At 72.9% G+C, this 22417-nt stretch carries 15 protein-coding genes; 11 read left to right on the top strand and 4 right to left on the bottom strand.

Annotated features, from left to right (window positions below; translation table 11 throughout):
• Window positions 1-121: 121 nt before the first annotated feature.
• Window positions 122-943: a glycosyltransferase family 2 protein gene (locus AB0E94_RS17710; RefSeq protein WP_360327268.1), complete on the top strand. Its 822-nt coding sequence runs from the start codon at window positions 122-124 to the stop codon at window positions 941-943.
• Here the strand turns inward: AB0E94_RS17710 and AB0E94_RS17705 are convergent.
• The gene (locus AB0E94_RS17705; RefSeq protein ID WP_360327267.1) at window positions 891-2999 is read right to left on the bottom strand and encodes a hypothetical protein; all 2109 of its coding nucleotides are present in this window, start codon (window positions 2997-2999) and stop codon (window positions 891-893) included. The genes AB0E94_RS17710 and AB0E94_RS17705 overlap by 53 nt on opposite strands.
• 90 nt (window positions 3000-3089) lie before the next feature.
• Between AB0E94_RS17705 and AB0E94_RS17700 the strand changes: the two genes are divergently transcribed.
• Window positions 3090-4190, top strand: a complete 1101-nt coding sequence (locus AB0E94_RS17700; RefSeq protein WP_360327265.1) for a glycosyltransferase family 4 protein — start codon at window positions 3090-3092, stop codon at window positions 4188-4190.
• Window positions 4191-4201: 11 nt separating this feature from the next.
• Here AB0E94_RS17700 and AB0E94_RS17695 read toward each other — a convergent pair whose 3' ends face one another.
• Together AB0E94_RS17695 and AB0E94_RS17690 are read right to left on the bottom strand one after the other, a co-directional pair.
• The gene (locus tag AB0E94_RS17695; RefSeq protein ID WP_360327264.1) at window positions 4202-5212 is read right to left on the bottom strand and encodes a metallophosphoesterase; all 1011 of its coding nucleotides are present in this window, start codon (window positions 5210-5212) and stop codon (window positions 4202-4204) included.
• A complete protein-coding gene (locus AB0E94_RS17690) occupies window positions 5209-9222 on the bottom strand; it encodes a hypothetical protein (RefSeq protein ID WP_360327263.1) in 4014 nt (1337 codons plus the stop codon). The genes AB0E94_RS17695 and AB0E94_RS17690 overlap by 4 nt, the downstream gene beginning before the upstream one ends.
• Window positions 9223-9392: 170 nt before the next feature.
• Between AB0E94_RS17690 and AB0E94_RS17685 the strand changes: the two genes are divergently transcribed.
• From AB0E94_RS17685 to AB0E94_RS17650, 8 genes are all read left to right on the top strand, one after another.
• Window positions 9393-9926, top strand: a complete 534-nt coding sequence (locus AB0E94_RS17685; protein ID WP_360327262.1) for a hypothetical protein — start codon at window positions 9393-9395, stop codon at window positions 9924-9926.
• A 131-nt stretch (window positions 9927-10057) separates the two neighbouring features.
• Window positions 10058-11938, top strand: a complete 1881-nt coding sequence (locus AB0E94_RS17680) for an ATP-binding protein (protein ID WP_360327260.1) — start codon at window positions 10058-10060, stop codon at window positions 11936-11938.
• Complete coding sequence (locus AB0E94_RS17675; protein ID WP_360327258.1) at window positions 11935-12804, top strand: HAMP domain-containing sensor histidine kinase; 870 nt, start codon at window positions 11935-11937, stop codon at window positions 12802-12804. Before AB0E94_RS17680 ends, AB0E94_RS17675 begins: the two co-directional genes overlap by 4 nt.
• A 54-nt stretch (window positions 12805-12858) precedes the next feature.
• Entirely contained in the window at window positions 12859-16107 is a 3249-nt protein-coding gene (locus tag AB0E94_RS17670) for a Neogenin (protein ID WP_360327256.1), read from the top strand.
• A gap of 96 nt (window positions 16108-16203) precedes the next feature.
• The gene (locus AB0E94_RS17665; RefSeq protein ID WP_360327254.1) at window positions 16204-17061 is read left to right on the top strand and encodes a glycosyltransferase; all 858 of its coding nucleotides are present in this window, start codon (window positions 16204-16206) and stop codon (window positions 17059-17061) included.
• Window positions 17058-18221 carry a glycosyltransferase family 4 protein gene (locus AB0E94_RS17660; protein ID WP_360327253.1) on the top strand — a complete coding sequence of 388 codons (1164 nt, stop codon included), beginning with the start codon at window positions 17058-17060 and terminating at the stop codon, window positions 18219-18221. Before AB0E94_RS17665 ends, AB0E94_RS17660 begins: the two co-directional genes overlap by 4 nt.
• Window positions 18222-18256: 35 nt before the next feature.
• Window positions 18257-18766 (top strand): hypothetical protein, encoded by a 510-nt coding sequence (locus tag AB0E94_RS17655; RefSeq protein WP_360327251.1) that lies wholly within the window; start codon window positions 18257-18259, stop codon window positions 18764-18766.
• A 74-nt stretch (window positions 18767-18840) separates the two neighbouring features.
• A complete protein-coding gene (locus AB0E94_RS17650) occupies window positions 18841-19524 on the top strand; it encodes a response regulator transcription factor (RefSeq protein ID WP_360327404.1) in 684 nt (227 codons plus the stop codon).
• A gap of 188 nt (window positions 19525-19712) precedes the next feature.
• Here AB0E94_RS17650 and AB0E94_RS17645 read toward each other — a convergent pair whose 3' ends face one another.
• Window positions 19713-21068: a thymidylate kinase gene (locus AB0E94_RS17645; protein WP_360327250.1), complete on the bottom strand. Its 1356-nt coding sequence runs from the start codon at window positions 21066-21068 to the stop codon at window positions 19713-19715.
• 115 nt (window positions 21069-21183) lie between these two features.
• Between AB0E94_RS17645 and AB0E94_RS17640 the strand changes: the two genes are divergently transcribed.
• The gene (locus tag AB0E94_RS17640; protein WP_360327248.1) at window positions 21184-22416 is read left to right on the top strand and encodes a polysaccharide biosynthesis protein; all 1233 of its coding nucleotides are present in this window, start codon (window positions 21184-21186) and stop codon (window positions 22414-22416) included.
• Window position 22417 lies beyond the last annotated feature (1 nt).

Here is a 22417-nt window from a genome sequence, read left to right as displayed (position 1 = left end):
GTTGCGGAGCGTTTCTCAAGCCGGGTTCAACCCGGGCTCTGGATTAGCCGGGGGACACCCTTGTCTCAAGCCTGAATCGGGCCAGAACTGAGCTTGAGGTTGCGCCTCGAACGTTTTGGCCATGAACGCAACCGCCACCATCCAGCGCACCGTCACCGCCGCCGCCGTCGCCACCCTGGCGCCGGCCGTCAACCCCAACCTGTGGGCCCCGGCCACCGCGGGCATCGAGCTGACCGTGGTCGTCCCCTTCTACAACTGCGGCCCGGTGGTGGCCCGCACGATCCGCGACATCGCCGCCACGCTCTCCGCCGCCGGCGTCGGGCACGAGATCATCGCGGTCAACGACGGCAGCACCGACGGCTCGCAGCACCACGTGTACGGCATCCCCGGCGTCCGGCTGATCGACAACCGCACCAACTCGGGCAAGGGCAACGCGCTGCACCAGGGTTTCGCCGCCGCGCGGGGCGCCTGGATCGGGTTCATCGACGCGGACGGCGACATCGCCCCGCACCACCTGGCCACCTACCTGATGCTGGCCCGCGGCGGCGACCACGCGGCGGTCTACGCCGACAAGCGGCACTCCGGCTCGGTCAGCGGCGCCACCAAGCTCCGCAAGCTCATCTCGATCGTCTACTCGACCCTGGTCGCCCTGCTCTTCCTGCTCAAGGTCAAGGACACCCAGACCGGCTGCAAGATCATCCGCCGGGACGCGCTGGCCCAGCTGCTGCCGCACCTGCGTGAGCAGCGGTTCGCCTTCGACCTGGAGTTCTTCGTCGCCGCCAAGGCCGCCGGCATCGGCAACATGCACTCCGCCCCGGTCGCACTGAACACCGGCGCCAACGGCAGCACGGTCACCACCAACACGATCGTCCGCACGCTGCGCGACACCGTCACGATCCACCGCCGGCACCTGGCCGGTCACTACCGTCAGGCCGCCGTCTGAGCCACTCCCGCCGGTGCTCCAGCACCCCGGCGACGAGCAACGCCGCCAGCGACGACAGCGACACCGCAAGACCCAGACGTAGCCACTTCCACGGCGCGTACCGCACCGTGAAGGCCCCGGTACCGGCTCGGACCGCCACCGTCCCCGCGACGGTCGGGCGGGTGACCTGATCACCCGCGGTCCAGTTCGCCGACCATTCCTCGGGCACCACCACCCAGCCGGCCGCACCCTCGGCGACCTGCCATTGCGTCGAACCGGCGCGGCGGACACCCCCCGAAGCGGTGGACGGAACCACCCCGTCGCCGGCCCCGGAGAGCACCGTCTCCGTTCCCAGGCGCCGCTTCGCGGCCCAGCCCAGCGCGTCGGGCAGATCCCCGTTCCGAGCGCTCACCACCCGGCCCGTGCCCTCCGCCGACACCCGGTAGAGGTCGAGTTCCCGGGTTCTCAGCACCGGCGCCAGATCCAGTTGCCGGTCCAGCCAGGCGTACATGTCGCTCTCCCGATCCCGGGCCAGCGCGACGTACCTGACCCCGAGCGGCGCGATCAGCTGCCCGAACTGGCCACCACCACCCCTCGCGATCAGCTCGTCGAGGTACGCCATCCGCCGCGACGCCGAGTTGGTCCGCACCTGGCCCAGTTCCGCGGCGTCACTGCTGAGCACCGGCCGCCGGAAGAACGCCCCGGCCGGCGTGGCCACACTGCGGGCCGCGGTGAACGCGAACGGCTGGTACTGGTGCCAGGGCAGGAACAGCACCGACTCGTCACCGGCCCCCATGATCCGATCGGCGGTGTACCAGGCCTGCGGGTAGTGGCTCACCCGTACCGTGCCGCCGAGACCCCACACCAGGGCGGCGCCCAGCGTCGCGTACATCCCGATCAGCGCCGGCGCGGCGGTGATCGCCACCGCCTGCCGCAGGCCGGAGGTGCTCGACCGCAGCCGGGTCATCACCACCTCCACCGTGGCGCCGACGCCGACGGCGTACCCCAGCATCCCGAGCGCCGCCCATTTCTGCTGCTCACGCATGGCTTCGAAGAGAGGGAGGACGTCGAAGGCGATCCGGTAGACAGCGCCGAGCGGGCCGTCGACACCCGCGCCGAGGGTCAGCCCGGCCACCGTGACGACGGTCAGCGGCACCCCGATCACCGGCTCGCGGCGGCACAGCAGGGCCAGGCCGGCCAGCGCGGACACCACCAGGACGGTGGCCGGCACGACGCTCAGGGCGGCCTGCGGGCTGCTGTCGGCGGCGCCGCGCCAGAAACCGCGCAAGGTGAAGACGGTCGCCGCCAGACCGGACGGGCCGGGATAGGTCCGGTACACGTCCAGGTCCTGGTCACCGACCCGGACGGTGAGGATCGCGTTGGCCACCACCACGGCGGCGTACGCGTAGACGCACCCCGCCGACACGATCACCACCAGGGTACGGACCAGGTCCGGCCACCGTGGCCGGGGCAGCATCGCGATCGCCACCAGCAGCGTCGCGCCGAGCCAGGCCGCGTGCGCGCCGACCGAGATGGCCAGCGCGTACCAGCCGGCCGGACGGGCGGCGAACCAGCGGCCCCGGCGCCGGGCGTGCACGGCCGACGCCGCCATCGGGCCGAGCAGTGCCACCGCCAGCAGGAACGGCACGTGCCCGGCCTGGATCCGCTCCACCACGAACGGGTTGAGGCAGGCGAACAGCGCCGCCGGGTGCCGGCGCCAGCGGCTGCCACCGGCCAGCGCGGAGACGCCGCCCGCGACGATCGGGAAGTACGCCAGGATCATCAGCCAGCTCGTCGCCCCGGCCCCGAAGACGGTGCGGATCCCATGTGTGGCCAGCCGGTACGGCAGCGCGTCGAGCGCCGCCGGGTCAAGCCCGTACAGACCGGGGCTGAGCGCCTGGTGCGGCCCGGACACCCAGTCCAGCAGCAGCAGATAACCGGACCGGGTCCACGGCGCGACCACCAGGACTCCGGCGATCAGACCGAGGAGCACGGACTCCGCCGTCAGCCCGCTGAACCGGGCCACGACCCGCTGCCGCCGATGCCGGCCGGACCGGTTTCGGCGGTCTTCGGTCACTTAATCCACTATCGCCGCTGGTCATGGCCTCGGTGGCGATATCCGCGAACGTTTCTCAACCCGGGTACCGGACGACCGATCTTCCCGGTCATGCGGATCCTGATCCTGAACTGGCGCGACCTGAGCCACCCGGCGGCCGGCGGGGCCGAGGTCTACACCGAGCAGGTGCTGCGCCGGTGGGCGTCGGCCGGGCACCAGGTCACCCTGTTCGCCGCGGCGGTGCACGGGCGGCCGGCGCACGAGATCCGCGACGGCTACCGGATCGTCCGGGCCGGCAGCCGGTTCACCGTCTACCGGGAGGCCCGCCGGTGGTGGCAGCGCCACGGGCGCGGCAACTTCGACGTGGTGATCGACGAGACCAACACGGTGCCGTTCCACGCGCACGAGTGGGTCGACGACGGCACCCGGACGGTCGCCCTGGTCCACCAGACCTGCGAGGAGATCTGGCACATCAACGCCCCGCCGGTGCTCGCGCACCTGGGCCGGCACCGCCTGGAGCCGAACTGGCTGCGGCGTCTGGGCGGCAGCCCGATCCTGGCGGTGTCCGAGTCGACCCGCGAGGCGCTGGCCCGGTTCGGCGCAGACGACGTGACGGTGGTGCCGGAGGGTTACGAGCCGCCGGACCCGCTGCCCCGGCCGGCCAAGGACGAGCAGCCCACGGCCGTCTTCTGCGGGCGGATGGTCGGCTACAAGCGGCCCGGCGACGTGATCCGGGCGGTCGGCCTGGCCCGCGAGCAGGTACCGGGGCTGCGGCTGCGGATGATCGGCGGGGGCCCGCTGCTGGACCGGCTGGCGGCCGCCGCGCCCGAGCACGTCACGTTCCACGGGCGGGTCTCCGAGGAGGAGAAACACCACCTGATGGCCCGCTCGCACGTGCACCTGGCGGCCAGCGTCCGGGAGGGCTGGGGCCTGGTCGTCACCGAGGCCGCCGCGCTCGGCACCCCGACCATCGCGTACGACGTGCCGGGGCTGCGCGACTCGACCACCGCGGCCGGCGGGGTGGTGGTGGCGACCCGGCCGGAGGCGATGGCCGCCCGGCTGGCCGAGCTGCTGCCCGGCTGGCTGCGGGACGCGCCGGCGCCCCTGCCGTACGGCGGCGCGCACTCCTGGGACACCGTCGCCGGCACCCTGCTGGCCGAGGTCCAGCGGCACTCCCGGGTGCCCCGCGGCCCGATGCGGGTGGCCGCCTGACGGTTCACCTCTCACAGGCAGTTCGCCGAGCCCTCGTCCACGAGGGTCTCGGACGCCTCCAATGGACGGAACCCCCACTGGTAGGACGCCGGCCGCAGGGTCAGCGAGAGCACCCCGTGGTGGTCGTAGTCGACGTACTCGCCCTTCACCGCGCCGGCCACCGGCGGCAGCTCGGGACGGTAGTGCGCCTGTCCCCCGGTGCCGACGACGAACTGCCGGACCCCCTGGTCGTCGCGCTGCCCGTCCGGGTTCATCGGCGCGAACCGCTCGTAGTGCGCGTCGTGGCCGGACAGCACCAGCTCCACCTGGTTGTCGTAGAGGGTCCGGAACAGGTCGGCGGTCCGGTCGTCGGAGCCGGCCAGGCCACTGGACCAGCGTGGATGGTGCCACGCGGCGATCACGCAGCGGTCCCCGGCGGCGGCCAGGTCGGCGGCCAGCCAGCTCTGCTGCGGTGAGCCACGGGCGCAGCCGCCGGACACCGCGGAGCAGTTCGAGTTGAGCACCACCAGGTGCCACTGCCCGATCTCCTCGGACCAGAAGCCGCGCGGGTCGCGTACCCGGTCACCGAAGTAGGTCTTGAACGACGACGCGTCCTGCACCTTGTACTCCTGGTTGCCGAAGACCGGCACCGTGCGGTTGCGCAGGCGGCCGTAGGACGGGCCGTAGACGGTCCGGAACGCCTCACGGGTCGGCACCTCGTACTGCACGTCGCCGAGCGCCAGCAGGTAGTCCGGGTCCACCGCGACGGCGAGATCCGACACCGACTTCTGGCGGCACCTGTCGCCGGGCGGCTCGCCGGCCGGCTTGAGGTCCGGGTCGGCCGGGTCGCAAGCCATGTCCCCGACGGCGACCACGGTGACCACCGACGGGGCGATGATGAACCGCCGCCCGGCCGGCCACATCAGCACCGCGACCAGCGCGACGACGAGCGCGGCCGAGGTCCAGAGGATCAGGTGGCGGCGGGCCCAGCGCATCCGCCGCCGGGACCGGCCGCCGAGCAGCCGCCGGACGATCCCGATCATCGGCGCCACCCTCGCCAGTCGAAGCGCCGGGGGAAGCGCCAGGGGAACCGCCACCTGTTGCGCCAGGGGGACCGGCGGCGGTGCCGGACGGTCCAGGCGCCCGGGCGGCCGGGTGGCAGGCGGACCGCGTACATGAACCCGATCGACAACGCGACCGTGACCGGCAGCAGGTAGAAGACGTACCGGGACAGGGTGGCCGGGGTGTACCGGACGGTGAAGTCGCCGCCGGCCGGCAGCGTCCAGCCGCTCATCCAGCCTTGCAGGGTCACCTTCTCCGCCCCGGGGACACCGGTCAGCTGCCAGCCGGGGGCCGCGCTCTCGGCCAGGGCCAGCACGGTGGGGCCGTCACCGGTGACCGTGCCGGAGAACCGGGCCGGGTTCTCCCGCTGCCAGTCCACCACCGACTCCGGCCCGGGCTCGTCCTGCCGGATCAGGACCACCGCCGAAGTGGACGCGACCGGGCGGATCCGTACCCCCCGGTACTCCACCTGCGACTGCTGGCGGCCCTCCAGGTCACGCAGGCCGTACAGGTAGAGACGGGCCTCGACGGTGTTCGGGTCGGGCGGGATGAGCGCCTCGTACGGCGTCCACCCCTGGTAGAGCGCGACCGTCGGCAGTTTCCGGCACAGGTCCGGCCCGCGCAGGAACAGGCAGAACTTCGGGTTGCGCAGGGCCACGCTGCGCGCCTGCATGGACAGCTCGTACAGCGCCGATCCGCCGAAGTCGTCGGCGGTCGCGCCGATGCAGGCCAGGTGGCTGACCGCCTTGAGCGTGTAGGTCGTCTCGCCGTCCCCGCCGACCGCCTCCTCGGCGGCCAGCCCGGCCTGCTCGGCGGTCTGGTCGTCGTAGCGGTAGCAGTCCTCCAGCGGCTCGAAGCCGGACAGGATCGAGCCGGACAGCCCGCCGTCGACGCGCAGCTCGTGCTCCCCGGCGGTCAGCTCGACAGTGGTCTCCGGCACGGCCGCCGGCCACACCTCGTGGCTGCCCACCTCCTCCAGCGCCTGCACCTGCACGCCCCGGTACTCGACCACGGTCGGCGAGGCGAGCCGCCGGCCCACGTCGGCGTGCAGGATGATCTGCAACAGGCCGCCGGCGTCCATCGTCACCACGCCCTCGTAGGACGTCCAGTCCTTGCTGAGCGCGGGCCGCGACGACAGCTCGCACCCGGCGGCGCCGGACTGCCACAGGCAGATCTGCGGGCGCGGCCCGGAGACGTGCCGGTACTGGAGCCGGACCCGGTAGATCTGGCCGGGCGGGGCGTCGCTGACGATGACCCGGGTGCAGCCCGCGTGGTCGGCGGCGCTGAGCCGGACCGCCTTGCCGTGTTTCGTGTCGGTCGTCTCGGCCGACAGGCCCAGCTCCTTGAAGGGCCGGGGCTCGTAGTTGTTGCAGTCGAAGACCGGGCTGAACCCGCTCACCTTGGCCGGGGTGGGGTCGGCCGCCAGCAGGGTCAGCTCGGTGGCCGCGCCGACCGGCACCGGCGCCGGCTTCTTCACGTCGAGCGAGACCACCCGGCGGTTGCCCGCCGGTTTGATCGCCAGCACCCGGCGGCCGTCCGGCAGCGGCACCCGGACGGCCGGGCGGCGCGACACCGTACGGCCGTCGATCTTCACCACCGTCCGGTCCTCCAGCAGCAGCTCGTCGCCGTCGACGCGCGGGATCAGGGCGGGCGCGGCCCGGGCCCGCTGGGCCACCGTGTACCGGCCGGCCGCCACCTGCACCGTCGTCGACGGTGCGCCCTCGTCGACCGCCGGGACCGGCCAGTGCACCACGTCCGGGGTGACCGCGGCGGTGTCGTCGACCTGCGGGCTGTTGGCCACCGCGCTGGTGTCCGGGCGGGCCTTGATCGCGGTGGTCTCGCCGACCGTGCCGAGCACCGCGGCGCCGGCGTCCGGCCGGGCCGGGGCGTCCAGCACCCGGTCGTAGGTGCGCACGGTCGGGCTGGAGCCGTCACCGAGCCGCCACACCTGGAGCAGGCCGTCGACCTCCAGGGTGGCGCCGGGCACCCGGGCCATCGCGGCGGCCAGCACCCGGTCGTCGGCGAAGTACCGGTTGGGCAGGCCGCGGACCAGGTCGTGCCGGACGATCACCCGGCTCGCGCCGATCGACTGGAGCAGCCGCGGCACCGGCTCCAGGTCGCCGGCCAGCAGGGCGCTCTCGATCAGCCGCAGGCCGGCCGCGAAACCCGGCACGTCACCGAAGTAGCCGTCCGGCTTGGGCTGCACCACGGGATGCTTGACGAGCAGGTTCGCGATGCTGTCGGCACCGAAGAAACCCCAGGTCGTGGGCATCTGGTAGTAGTCGTCCAGGGGGAGCACGAACACCTTGCCGGGGCGCGGGTCGGCGTCGATGTGCTCGGCCACGTCCCACCACTCCTGGGCCACCCGGACGTGCATCGAGGGCTGGGTCGGGCGCTCGTCGGGCATCACCCCGCCGGTGTAGAGCGGGTACGGGTAGGCCAGCGCCAGCACCACCGGCACGGCCGCGGCGACCAGGCCGTACCCCCGCCGGGGTCGGGGTAACAGGCGCAGCCGCAGCAGCAGGCCCTCGACCGTGACGGCGAGCATCACCCCGAAGAACGAGATGAGCAGCTGACCGAGTTTGCTCATCGGCTCCCGGAACAGCCAGAAGCCCGGGGCGTGCAGGTACAGGAACATGTTGATCTTGGCGAGGGGCGGGCGCAGCCCCTTGGCCAGGAACACGAACACCAGGATCGCCACCAGCAGGCCCAGCGTGACCCGCCGCAGCCGCCGGGACGCCACCAGCGGCGCGATGAAGACCAGCGCCGGCAGCAGGTAGCGGATCCAGATCCACCACGGCCGGTCCAGGTCGGTGGCGAACGGCAGGTACTGGGGCAGGAACCAGGCCCAGTTGGCCACCATGGTCAGGATGTTCGGCGGGATGTTGTTCACCTGCGACCAGGACCAGTTGGTCGGGTCGGTGAAGGTGGCGTTCGCGGTCGCCCCGCCACCGCCGGTGAAACTCTGCGCCAGCGGGAGCAGCCACCACGCGTTCAGGCAGAGCGCCCAGGGCATGGCCGCGACGAACCACTTGAGCAGCCGCCACGCCGCGCCACGCCCGATCAGCAGGGCGGCCATCAGCGGGGTGCCGGCCACCGCCCAGGCGTACGCGACCACCAGCATCGGCGGGTTGAAACTCAGGAACGACGTGGGCATCAGCGCGAACCCGGCGATCGGCGCGGGCACCCGGCGGCCCAGCGCGACCCGCATCGCCACCCCCGTGATCAGCGCGACCGAACCCACCGAAATGACGTTCAGCGGGTTCGGCAGCCGGGTCAGGAAGAACCCGTTGAGCATCCCGAACGCGCCGGCCACCACGATCCCGGTCTGACTGCGGACGAACGCGCCGGCCAGATACGCCACCCCGAACCCGACCAGCCCGTAGATGCACGTGTAGTACAGCCACTGGGCGGAGTACTCGGTCAGCCCGGCCAGCCGGCACAGCCGGATCAGCACGAACTCGAAGCCCCGCGCCATCGTGTAGGCGGCCGAGCCCGCCCCGGTGATCTGGTGGTTCCACGACCAGGCCATCTCCGGTTCCCAGCCGCGCCTGATGAACGCGCCCATGTCGCCGCCGGCGATGAACGTCCCGGTCCGGAACCAGCGGCTGACGATCAGCACGTCCAGACCCAGCACGATCAGATACGGGCGGGCGGCCACCAGCGCGGCGCGGCGCGGCAGATCGGCCAGCGGGCGGCTGCCGCCGCGGAGCGCGAGCAGTCCGAGAGGCACGGCCGCCGCGGCGAGCGCGAGACCAATCAGCACCATCCAGAAGACCACGGTGGTACGGCCGAACGCGTGCGCCGGTCCACTCGACGCGAACAGGACGACCGCCGTGAGCAGCGCCGGCCGCCACAGCCGGACGGCCTGGGCACGCAGGTCACGACGACGGCGCCGATGCCGGGCGGCCTCCCGGCGCACCGGGCGGTCAGGATCCGGCACGGGCGTCACCCGGTCCGGCGCCACCGGCCGGGCAAGATCGAGCGCCACGGCGAACCTCCGGACATCTGCCCTCGAACTACCCTTCGGCGCGTTCCCGGCATCGCTGAGCGGGCGCCCGTCTCAAGCCCGCCGGAACAAGCTCAAGGGCAGGTCAGGACGCAGGCAAGGTTGCCTCGCAGGCGTTCCCCCGACGGTCCGGGTCGAGCAAGCTCCTATCCATGACGAACACCAGCGCCGCCGCTCGCCGTACCGTCACCGCCCTGATGATCTTCCTGGCGGTGTGCGGCATGGCGCTGGTCCTCGACGCGAAGCCGGCCGGCGCCGCGGCGAGCAGCGACCGGCTGGTGCTGAACTGGGCCGAGGACGGCAACCGCCTGGTCGTCAGCGGGGTCGGCTACCGGGCCCGCGACCTGGTCGAGGTCCGGCTCGGCAGCAACCCGATCCAGCAGACCCGCGGCGACGACAACGGCCGGATCGAGGTCAGCGTCCCGCAGACGCTGCTGACCGCCGGGATGTCCGGCGCCAGCATCGTCCTGGCCGGCCGCTCGGTCTCCGGCACCTCGCGCATCCTGATCTCGGCGATCCCGCCCCGGGCGGCCGCGCGTGGCCCGGTCGACCTGCTCCCCTGGGGCCTCGGCGCCCTCGCCCTCGCCGCCCTGCCGCTGGGCCTCTGGCTGCGCCGCCGCAGCCGCAACGCCGCCGCCCCGGCCGCCGTCGCCCCGGCCGGCTACCGCAGCCGCCACGCCGCCTGACCCGCGGATCGCGGCGGCGGGGCGACTGAAACCGATCGGCAACCGAAGCTCACCCGCCGCCGCTCCCCGGGCGGCAGAGCATGAATGCCCGGGCTCCCCGGCCCGGGTCGCTCCCACGCGAAAGGTCTGGCATGGGATATGCAGCGCGCACCCTCGTCGAGGCGATCCCCGCACCCGCGGCGATCCTGGACCTCGACGGTCGTGTGCTCGTCGCCAACGGGCGATGGTCCGGGCCCGGCCGCGACGGCGAGCTCTATCCGGCCGAGGGCGGCTTCCTCAGCGCCGCGGCCGGACCGTGCGGCGAGCACCGTGCCGTGCTGGAGGCGGTGTGGCATCTGACGCCGGCCGCCGCGCCCGCGCGGGTGCGGTGCCGGTGCGACGAGACGGCCGAACGTGTCCTCCAGGTCGCCGCGGTGCAGACCGGTGACGGCGAACGCCAGTGCCTGATCACCGAACTCACCGAGGAGCCCGGCCCGGACACCCGCGCCGAGTTCCTGGCCCTGCTCAGCCACGAGGCGCGCACCCCGGTGACCACCGTGGTGGCGGCGGTCGAGCTGCTCCGGGCCCAGTCGCTGGAGCAGGGCGTCCGGGAGATCGTGGACAACGTCTACTTCTCCGCCCGTGCCCTGGAGACGCTCACCGACAACCTGCTCGACCTGGGCAAGCTGGAGACCGGCCGGCTGCGCCTGACCGACGAGCCGGTGACCGTGCGGGCGCTGCTGGAGGGTGTGGTCGAGCCGCTCCAGCGGGAGTCCCGGAGCAAGGGCATCCTGCTGCTCACCGCCCCGGCCCCGGATCTCCCGCCGGTGCTCATGGGTGACGGGCGGCGGCTGCGGCAGGTGCTCGACGCGGTGGTCGGCAACGCGGTCAAGTTCACCACCGAGGGCGAGGTCGTGGTGCTGGCCGAGGCGCCCGGCGACGGCACCTGGCTGATGACCGTGTCGGACACCGGCCCCGGCATCACCGAACCGCAGCGGGCCCGGATCTTCCAGCCGTTCACGCAGGCCGACTCGTCGAGCGCCCGGCGGCACGAGGGCGCCGGGCTCGGTCTGGCGCTGGCGTCCCGGCTGGTCGCCCGGATGGGCGGCACCATCGAGGTGGAGTCGTCGCCCGGCGCCGGCGCGCTGTTCCGGATCCGGCTGCCGCTGCAGGTCTCACCGGCCGACGGCGAGCCCGAGCCCCGGCCGCTGGCCCGCCGGCGGATCGCCGTGGTGGCGCCCACCGCCCGGTCCACCCGGGCGCTGTCCTGGCTGCTGGCCGGGGCCGGCGCCGAACCGGTGGCGGCGGTTTTCGACGAGGTGATCCGGCCGATGGCGGACGTCGACACGGTGGTCTGGTGCGACGACTCGCACGACCCGGAGGCGGCACACCGGGCGGACACCGTCGGCCGCGCGGTCGGCCCGGAGGGCCAGGGCCTGATGATCAGCACCACCGACCCGCGGACCGGGGTGGTCCGCCGGCCCGGGGTGCTGACCGCGCCGCTGATCCTCAGCCGGCTGGTCGCCGCCCTGAACCAGGAGCGCACCGGCGTCCGCGGCGCCCCGGTGACGGTTGCTCCGCTGTCCGGCGGCCGGGTGCTGCTGGCCGAGGACAACGAGGTCAACCGGACCGTCTTCCGCCGCATGATCGAGCTGATGGGCGTCACCTGCGACACGGTCGTGGACGGCGCGGCAGCGGCCCGGGCGGCGCTCGGCGGGCCGGAGTACGACGTGGTGCTGATGGACGTGCAGATGCCGCGCACCGATGGACTGGAGGCGACCCGGCTGATCCGGGCGGCCGGATGCCGTACCCCCATCCTCGCTCTGACCGCGACCGCACCGGCGGACCGGGACCGATGCCTGGCGGCCGGGATGAACGGGCGGCTCAGCAAGCCGATCACGCTGCCCGAGCTGCGGGCCGCGCTGGCGCCCTATCTGCATCCGGCGGCGACCGCGCCGCCCGGTGACGCCGACGGACCGAACCTCTCCCAGATCCAGACCGACGACGACCCGGCGCCGGTGATGGCCCGATGAACTCACCCCAGGAAAGGCCCACGGTGTCCGACAGCGCCGCACCCGTCAACATCGAGATCGCCGGTCTCCGCGCCGAGCTGGAGCTGGAGCGCGGCCGCAACGCGGAGCTCCGGGCCACGATGAGCGGGCTGAACCGGTCGGTGGAGGAGTTGCGGACCTTCGCGCGCGACGTCAGCCACGACCTGAAGGCGCCGCTCGCCGGCATCCTCGGCTACGCGCAGTTGCTGGAGCACCTCGACTTCGGGTTGCCCCGCCCGCCCGCGTTCGACGAGTTCGTCTCCGAGATCAACCGCAGCGCCGACCGGATGCGCCGGCTCATCGACGACGTGCTGGCCTATTCGGCGACCGCCGACAGCCCGCTGCGCCTCGGCCCGATCGACCTGTCCGCGCTGGTCGACGACCTGACCGCGGACGCGGTCGGCCTGGTCCGGCCGACGCCCGCGATCACCCACGACGTCCTGCCCGCGGTCAACGGCGACCACGGCATGGTGCGGCGGCTGCTGGAGAACCTGATCGGCAACGCCATCAAGTACGTGCCGCCCGGCGAGGCGGCCCGGGTGCACGTCTCGGCCCGGGCGATCGACGACATGGTCCGGATCGAGATCACCGACCAGGGGATCGGAATTCAGGACGGGCAGCACGAGGCCATCTTCGAGGAGCTTCACCGGGCGCATCCCGAGGCGTACCCGGGAAATGGTCTCGGCCTGCCCATCTGCCGCCGCATCGTGCAACGGATGGGTGGCGCCATCGGCGCCGATCCCGCGTTCCGTGGCGGCGCCCGCATCTGGTTCACCCTGCCGCCGGCACGGAGGGCCGGCGATCCGCAGCCGACGGTGGCTCCCGAACTCGACCACACCCCGGTCTGAGATTCCACCGCCACTGCATCCCCCCGGAATCCCCCACAGAAGAACGAGGTCCTGATGGACTTGAGGCGACTACTCGTCGCGTTGGGCGCTGGGGCGCTCGGGGTGGTGGCCTCCACGGTCGCCCTCCCGTCGAGCGCCCAGGCCGCCCTCACGGCGCCCAAGACGCTGGCGGTGAACCGAACAGCCGACGACGTGCACAAGTTACGGGTGGTCTGGAAGGCGGTCCCCGACGCCGACCACTACGCGATCGACATCACCGCCGGTGACATCCAGACCGTGCTCGACCTGCCGGCCACGGCCACCGAGTACACGATCGACGCGCCCAACCCGTGTACCGCGTACAAGATCCGGGTCGGCGCGGTCGACTCGACCGGCGCGATCGCGAACACCGGCTACTACTCGCTGCGCGCGCTGACCCCGAGCGCCGTCATGGGTGTGGTCACCGGCCGGGCCGACGACGGCGCCACGGCCACCGCCACCTGGAAGCTCCCGGCCTGGACCGGGTACACCCCGCTGACCGGCTACCGCGCGGTCTTCACCCGGATGATCGACGGTGTGGTGCTGGCCGACCAGACCGGAACCGACATGTCGTTCCGCTATTCGGGCGCCGACCCGGAGCGGGCCTACACGCTGTCGCTGACCACCGTCAACGAGTACGGCGCCTGCGTCACCACCAAGTCGCTGGTGGACCGTTTCCGCCCGGCCGAGCCGACGAACGTGGTCGCGGAACGCCGCGCCGACGCCCCGGGCACGGTCGAGCTGGTGTGGAAGGCGCCGTCCGGTGGCCCCGCGCCCACGTATTACCAGGTCGGTTACGGCAACGACAAGGTGACGAAGCTGGTCAAGGTCGACGCGTCGGCCCGGTCCAGCACTCTCGCCCTGGCCGCCGACAAGCGCTGGGTCGTGGAGCTGAAGGCGTACAACGAGAACGGTGGCAGCAACGCGGTCACCAGCGCCGTCCCGGCCACGATCACCGAGACACCGGCCACCCCGGTCACACCGTCCGTCCCGGCGACCGAGCCCACCGAGGAGCCGGTCGTGGACCGGACTCCCCCGACGATCACCGCTTCGCTGTCCCAGCAGCCTGTCGACGACTGGTTCAGCAACCCGGTGACGATCCAGTTCGCCTGCGACGACGACAGCGGGACGGTCGCCGACTGCACCGCTCCCATCGTCGCCGGCGCCGACGGCGCGGCCCAGCGCTTCACCGGCACCGCCCGGGACGCCGCCGGCAACACCGCCACCACCACGGTGACCGTCAACGTCGACCGGACCGCGCCGGAGATCACCGCCACGGTGCTCGGCGCCCCGAACGAGTCCGGCTGGTACACCTCGCCCCCGACGGTGCACTTCTCCTGCACGGACGCGGGTTCCGGGATCGCCACCTGCCCGGCCGACACCGTGGTCAGCGTCGAAGGGCTCGGCCAGAAGGTCAGCGGCATCGCCCTGGACCGGGCCGGCAACACCACCACCAAGACACTGGTCCTCGACATCGACGGGACCGCCCCGGCGATCAGCAGCTCGGTGAACCAGGCCGCGAACGACGCCGGCTGGTACCGGGAAACCCCCACCGTCCGCTTCAACTGCGCCGACACCGCCTCCGGACTGGCCTCCTGCCCGTCCGACACGACGGTGACCGAAGACGGCGCGGGCCAGGTCGTCGAGGGCGTCTCGACCGACAAGGCCGGCAACAGCGCGAGCCGGTCGGTCACCCTCAATGTGGACCGCACCGCGCCGCAGATCACCGCCGAGTTGTCCAGCGCCGCCAACGGCTCCGGCTGGCACCGCGCCACCACCACGGTCCATTTCGTCTGCACCGACACCGGCTCCGGCATCGACACCTGCCCGGCCGACACCACCATCGACACCGACGGCGTCCAGGTCGTCAACGGCGCCGCCGTCGACAAGGCCGGCAACACCGCCACCACCTCGGTCACCGTCAACCTGGACCGGGCGGAACCGGTCATCACCTCGTCCGTCGACCAGACCGCGAACGACAACGGCTGGTACCGCACCTCCCCCACCGTGCACTTCACCTGCACCGACACCGGCTCCGCGATCGACACCTGCCCGGCCGACACCACCGTCGACACCGACGGCGAGGGCCAGGTCGTGGACGGCGCCGCCGTGGACCGGGCCGGCAACACCGCACGCGCCTCGGTCACCGTCAACGTCGACCGGACCGCCCCGACGATCACCGCGACCCTGACCGGCACGGCCAACCCGGCCGGCTGGCACCGCACCCCGCCCACCGTCAAGTTCACCTGCGCCGACACCGGCTCGGGCATCGACATCTGCCCGGCCGACACCAAGGTCAATGACGACATCGCCGGCCAGATGATCACCGGCACCGCCGTCGACAAGGCCGGCAACACCGCCACCACCTCGGTCACCGTCAACCTGGACCAGACCGCCCCGGCGATCACCTCCTCGGTCGACGCGGCGGCCAACGCGGCCGGCTGGTACCGGACCGCTCCCACCGTCAAGTTCACCTGCGTGGACGCCGGTTCCGGCATCGCCACCTGCCCGGCCGCCAGCACGGTGGGCACCGAGGGTCTGGGCAAGGTGGTGAACGGCACGGCGACCGACAAGGCGGGCAACAGCTCCACCGCCACGGTCACCATGAACGTCGACCGGACCGTGCCCACCATCAGCGCGACCCTGACCGGCACGGCCAACGCCGCCGGCTGGTACCGCGCGGCCCCGTCGGTGAAGTACACCTGCACCGACGCCGGCTCCGGCATCGCCACCTGCCCGGCCACCACCACCGTCAACGCCGACGGAACCCAGGTCGTCACCGGCACCGCCGTCGACAAGGCGGACAACACCGCCGGCGCGTCGGTGACGGTCAAGGTGGACCGCACCGCGCCCATCGTCTCCGTCACCGGGGCGGTCAACGGCGCGGTCTACGGCCCGGACGCCAACCCGGCCGTCGCCTGCGCCACCGCCGACCCGCTGTCCGGCGTGGCCACCGCGGCCGTCCTCAGCCACACCGAGAACAACGGCACGCACACCGTGAAGTGCTCGGGCGCGGTCGACAAGGCCGGCAACGCCACCGCCGCGACGCAGATCACCTACAGCGTCAAGCTGAACGTCGCGTGGCTGGTCGAGCTGACCCGCAAGTACGCGGGCTCGGCTTCGGCGGCCACTCTCCAGCAGCTGGAGAACGACCTCTACGCGGGACGCATCGTGGCCTACATCGCCAAGGTGACCGCGATGACGAACGGCGCCAAGCCGGTTCTCACCCCGATCCAGGCGACGACGCTGACCTTCTGGGCGCTGTCGCTGGTCCTGACCCGCTAGGGCAGGAACCACATCGGTGGGCCGGGGCTCGTGGAGCCCCGGCCCACCGTCGTCATACCGGCCACCAGGACGGGTGAAATGTGGCCATACTGGGTCATGACCCGTCCTCCGACGCTCTCGGTCATCGTGCCGGCCTACAACAGCGCCGCGCTGCTCCGCGAGTTCCTGGCCTCCTTCCAGGCCTCCGACTTCCGTGACTTCGAGATCGTCGTCAACGACGACGTCCGGTCGTCCGACGAGACGCCCGAGGTGGTGGCCGAGCATCGGGCCCGTGGGCTGGCCGTGCGCTATCTCAAGGAGAATCGGTCGATGGCCCAGGGCCGCCGGCGCGGCGCCGCCGAGGCCACCGGCGAGATCCTGCTGCACCTGGACACCGACATGACGGTGACGCCGGGCCTGCTCGGCGAGTGCGCCGAGATGCTGGCCGGCGACTACGACGCCCTGGTCATCCCGGAGGAGTCGTTCGGCACCACGTTCTGGGCGCGGTGCAAATGGCTGGAGAAGAAGTGCTACGACGGCGTCGAGCAGATCGAATCGCTGCGCTGCCTGCGCCGCGACGTCTACGAGAAGCTCGGCGGCCACGACGAACGGATGGTCTTCTCCGAGGACAAGGATCTCGACCTGCGGGTCCGGGCGGCCGGCTGCCGCGTCGGCCGCACCCGCGGCTTCCTCTTCCACAACGAGGGCGGGCTGCGGCTCTCCCGGACCCTCAAGAAGAAGCTGGGTTACGTGGGAACGGCCGACGTCTTCGCGCAGGAGCACCCCGAGGCGTTCCGCTGGCAGATCAACATCCTGCACCGGTTCGCCCTCTACCTGCGCAACATCCGTTACCTGCGCACCCATCCGCTGCTCTACGCCGGCATGTGGTTCATGAAGATCAGTGAGTTCGGGTTCGGGGCGGCCGGGCACGTGCTGCGCCGGGTCCGGCCGGCCGGCCGGATGGTGCCGGCGTGACCCGGGTGGCGCATGTCATCGCCGAGTTCTCCGGGCGGGAGGCGATGGGGCGCACCGTCACCGAGACCGTCCAGCGGGTGCCGGCCGAGCACCACCTGATCACCACGCACGTCGTCGACGGCGGCCGGATCTTCGCGAGCACCCACGAGCTGGGCGGCGCGCTGGAGACGTTCCCGCTGGGCCGGGCGGCCGAGCTCGCCGGTGTCCTGGCCGGGATCCGCCCCGACCTGGTGCACGTGCACGCCGGGGCGCTCGGGCCGCTGCTGGCGCTGCATCCGGCGCTGCGGCCGTACCCGAAACTGCTCACCGTCTACGCCTGGCCCACCCTGCCCGGGCCCCGCGCCTGGCGGCGTGGCACCCCGGCCGAGATGTGGTCGTCGAACGTGCTGCGGCCCCGGGTCGCGGTCACCACCGTGCTGCCGCCGGCGCTGGCCGCCGCCGCGCTGCGCCGCGCCGGGATCACCACCGTCCTCACCCCCGATCCGCGGGTCGAGGAACGGCTCGGCCGCCCCGGCGGGCCACACATCGTGCGGTACGCGTGCGGCGCGCCCGACGACGACCGCCGGGCCCGGTTCGACGGAGCGGCGCCGGTGATCGTCTTCGCCGGCCGGGCCGAGACGGTTCGCGGGCTGGACACGTTGCTCGACGCGTTCCGGACGGTGCGGGAGCGTGTCCCCGGCGTACGGCTGAGGCTGCTTTTGATCCCTCGCCCCGAGCTGCCCGCCATCCTGGCCCGGGCCGGATCGGCCGGCGACGCCATCGACGTGGTCACCGAACCCGTGCCGGACCTGCTCGCCGAGTTCGCGGCGGCGCAGGTCGGGACGTGGCCGTTCAAGTTCGACTACACCACCTCGCCGCCGGCGATGGCGCTGGTCGAGGCGATGGCGGTCGGGCTGCCGGTGGTCGGCACCGACGTCGCGTGCGTCCGTTCCGTGCTGGAGCCGGGGGTGAACGGCCTGTCCGTCCCGCCGGCCGACCCGCCGGCGCTGGCCCGCGCCCTGATCAGCCTGCTCACCGACGAGGCGGCCTGGAACCGCTACGCCGCCGCCGGGCGCGACTCGGCCCGCGACCACATGGGCTGGGAGCAGGCGACCGACCGGGCGGCCGCGGCCTACCGGGCCCTCACCGGCGGATTTGCCCACCGCTTGACATCGGGATGAGCCGCGCTTGAGGTTCGCACAGGATCCTCAAATGCATGACGAACTCGCAGCTCACCGCCCCGGTCCTCCCCACTGTCACGTTCCGCGCGCCGGCTCCGGTGGCCACCGCCGCCGCCCCCTTCCGCCCGCCCGCGAACGTGCCCGCCGCCACCTTCCTGGCGCCGGCGCCGCCCGCCCCCTTTGCTCGTTCTGCCACGGCCGGTCCGGCCGTCGTCCCGGGGCTCGGCCAGACCGGGGTCGACCTCACCCTGGTCCTGCCGGTCGACGGCTCCCCGGCCGCCGTCCGCAACGTCGTCGAGCGGCTGTCCGAGGCCCTCTACGCGCAGTGCATCAGCTTCGAGGTGGTGGGGGTCGCGGACGCCGCCGCCCTGGCCGCCGACGAGGTCAACGGCCTGCCGCTGACCCGGTTCGTGAACACCTCGGTCCGGGCCGGCGCCGCGGTCACCTCCGGCCGCTGGGTCGCCGTCCTCGACGTGGAGAGCGCCGCCGAGATCGACGCGTACGGCTTCGTCGAGCTCCTGCACCAGGCCCGCGAACGCGCCTGATCCCTTGGATCCGCCGTCCCGCAGCCGATGAGAGATCTGCCCGTCGTTCCATCGCCATCGGAGGTGCCGTGACCATGCCACGCGCGCTCGTCGTCGAGGACTCCCCCGAGTTCATGATGATCTGCCGTCATCTGCTGGAGAAGGAGGGCTTCGAGGTGGTGCCCGCCGGTGACGGCCAGGAGGCCGTGACCCAGGCGCAGAAGCAGCGCCCCGAGATCGCCATCCTCGACCTCGGCCTGCCCGACTTCGACGGCATCGAGGTCTGCCGGCAGATCAGGCAGTTCACCGACGCGTACATCATCATGGTGACCGGCCGCACCGACGAGCTGGACAAGGTGGTCGGCCTCTCGGTCGGCGCCGACGACTACGTCACCAAGCCGTTCTCCCCGCGTGAGCTGGCCGCCCGCATCCAGGCGATGCGACGGCGCCCGCGCGCGACCGCCCAGGCCCGGCGCGAGGCCGTCCGCGAATACGGCGAGCTCCGCATCGACCTGGAGGTACGGGAGGTCGCCCGAGCCGGCACGGTGATCGAGCTGACCAAGATCGAATTCGATCTGCTGGACCTGCTCTCATCCGCGCCGCGCCGCACCTTCACCCGTCCCCAGCTGCTCGAACACGTCTGGGGCGACAACTTCTTCGGTGACGACCACATCATCGACGTGCACGTCGGCAACCTGCGCCGCAAGCTGGGCGAGTCGGCGTCCGCCCCGCGCCACATCCGAACCCTGCGAGGCGTCGGCTACCGCTTCGAACCCTGACACCAGCCGTCGCTGAGCACGGCAATCCGGCCGCCATTCGCGCCCTGAACGACGGCCGAGCCCGCCAGCCGTCGCTGAGCACGGCAATCCGGCCGCCTTTCGCGCCCTGAACGACGGCCGAGCCCGCCAGCCGTCGCTGAGCACGGTAAAACGGGCGGGATTCCCGCGGTGAGCGACGGCCGGCGGTCTCAGCGGCGGCGCCTGGGCGCGTGGGCCGCCTCGATCACGGCCGCGACCAGCGTCATCACGTCGTCGGCGGACGCCGGGCTGGACGTGTCGATCAGCATCTCGGCATGGCGCGCCGGCTGCTCGGCGAGCAGGTCATGGAAGCGTTCCTGCTGCTCCCGCTGTTCGGCCCGGCTGCGCTCGGGTTTGCGCCGGTGGATGACGTCGATCGGCGCGTCCGGGAGCACCAGCAGGTCCGGCGCGGGCACCAGCAGTTCGGCCACCCGGGCCGCCGGTGACCCGGGCCACGGCGACTCACGCAGGTCGTAGACCCAGCGGTCGGCGATCACCACCCGGCCCCGGACCAGCGCCGGAAGGACGTCACGCAGGTAACGCCAGCCGTACTCGCCGGCGTAGTACCAGGCCGCGACCCGGCGCAGCTGACTGTGGTCGAGCCCGCCCGGCCGGGGATCGGCGGCCCTGGTGTCCGGCGCGGTGGAGCCCACCCCCAGCAGGCGGCGGGCCAGGGCCACACCCGGCAGGTTGCCGCGGGCCATCCCGAAGTAGGCGGCGGACGTGGCGAAACCCCGGCCCCGCAGGCGATCACCGAGCATGGCGGCGACCGTGGATTTGCCGGAGCCGTCGGTACCCACCAGAGCGACCACGACCCCACGGGTCCGCAGGCCGAGGGGTCCGGCGGCCGGGCCGGCCGGCAGAACGCTGCGCCGCTGAGCCCAGGTGGCCCCGATGGTGCCCGGGGTGAGACTGCGGGCCGCCAGCCTGAGCCGGGCCCGGCGGGGCAGCCCGGGATCGGGGCGGGCGCCGTCCGCGATGGCGATCAGGTCCGACGCGACCGCCGCGCCGAGCTGCGTGGTGAGCCGCCGGGCCAGGGCGGATCGCTGGGCCGGTTCGGCCGCCGCCCAGGCCTCGACTGCTTCGGCCAGGCGCTCCTCGCCGGGTATCCGGCCGCGCAGCACCGGGCGTACCAGAAGATCGGCGACGGCGGCCGCGCCGGTCAGGCGGTGACTGGCCCGGTCGACGGTGACCTCCGCAGCCGGGACCAGCAGAACCGGACCGACCCGCAGGTCACCGTGGGTGAAGTCGACGACGCCGAGCCCGTCGCCGGTGAGCACCGCGACGCTGGTGTGCCGCAGCCGCCGGGGATCCGAGGCGTCGGCGACGACCGCGCAGGGGTGCGCCTTGGCCAGGGCGGCGACCGGGTCGGAACGGCTGGCCGCGGCGTGCCAGACATCCAGGTCGGCGGGGCCGTGATCGGTCACCCACCGGTCCGGTGCCCCGGCGGCGCCCTGCCAGGCCCAGTCCTCACCGATGTCGTCGAGGGCGGCCGCCACGGTGTCCAGCACCTCGGCTCGGCCCACGGAACCTGAAATTATTTTCCCGGACATATAACTATAAGTACGCCCAGTACGCCCCGACGCGAGCAACGTTCGGGAGAATCAGCAGCTTCCGGAGCGGACGGCCGATACGGATCACGTGCAGTTCGACCACAGGCGTGCCGGCGGCGCGCTCCTCCGGGCCGCCGGGCCGATCGCCGTGGCGGTGGCCGTGCAGAGCGCCGGCAACCTCGCCTTCCACGCCCTGGTGGGGCGGCTCCTCGAACCGTCCGCCTACGGGGCGCTGGGCGCCCTGCTGGCCGCGATGGTGATGCTCGGCATCCCGCTCGGCGCGCTGCAGACCGCGGCGTCGGCTCATGCGGCCACCCACGGGGCCGGGCGGGCCACCACGATCGGCACCGTACGGGCAGTGGCGCTGTGGAGCCTGCCGGCCGGTGTGCTCACCCTGCTCTGCTCGCCACTGCTCAGCGACTGGTTCCACCTCGACGGGCTGGCCGGGACGGCGCAACTCGGCCCGTACCTGATGGTCGCGGCGCTCCTCGCCACCGTCCGCGGGCTCCTCCTCGGCACCCGGCGGATCACCGCCGTGGCCGGCACGTATCTGATCGCGACGGCCGTACGACTGATCCTGGGTGTTGCTCTTGCTCTGCCCTTCGGGGTGACCGGCGCGCTCGCCGCCACCCTGATCAGTGAGGTCGCGGCGCTGGCCGCGGCCGTCCGGGTGCTGGTCCGCGACCGCGAACCGGCCGCCGGGACCACGCTGCGGCTCGGCGCGGTCGGTGGCGCGGCGGTCGCGGTGACCGGCCTGTTCCTGTTCTCCACGGTCGATCTGCTGCTCGCCCGGCACCATCTGGCCGGGGCCGAATCCGGCGCGTACGTCGCCGCCGCGACCGTCGCGAAGACCGTCCTGGCGCTGCCCGCGGCGATCATGGCGGCGGTGTTCCCGCGCCTGGTCGCCGCGCACGACCAGCCCGGCCGGGCCCGCACGCTGCTCACCGCGTGCGCCGCGGTCGCCGGTCCGGCGCTGTTCGGCGCGGCGGTCGTCGCGGTGGTCCCGGCGCTGGTGCTGAGCGTGCTCTACGGCGACGGATACTCCGGCGCGACCACGCTCGTCCAGGTGCTCAGCGGGGTCGCCGGCGTCACCTCCGTGGTGACCGTCCTGACGAACGCCGCACTCGCCCGCCGCTCCTGGATGACACTGGTGCCCTGGGCCGGGGCCGTCCTGGAGATCGCCCTGATCCAGCTGTGGCACGGTTCGGCCGCCCAGATCGCCGCGTGCTCGGCCGCCGCCCTGCTGCCCACGCTGCTGGTGATCGCGGTGGCCGAGGGCCGGGCCTGGACACGCCGCACACAGGTACTGCAAGGGGTCTGAG

It is taken from the genome of Actinoplanes sp. NPDC026670, from assembly GCF_040638175.1.
Taxonomy (GTDB): domain Bacteria; phylum Actinomycetota; class Actinomycetes; order Mycobacteriales; family Micromonosporaceae; genus Actinoplanes.
Note: the sequence above shows the minus strand (reverse complement) of the source record. Positions and strands in the feature narration are given on the sequence as shown.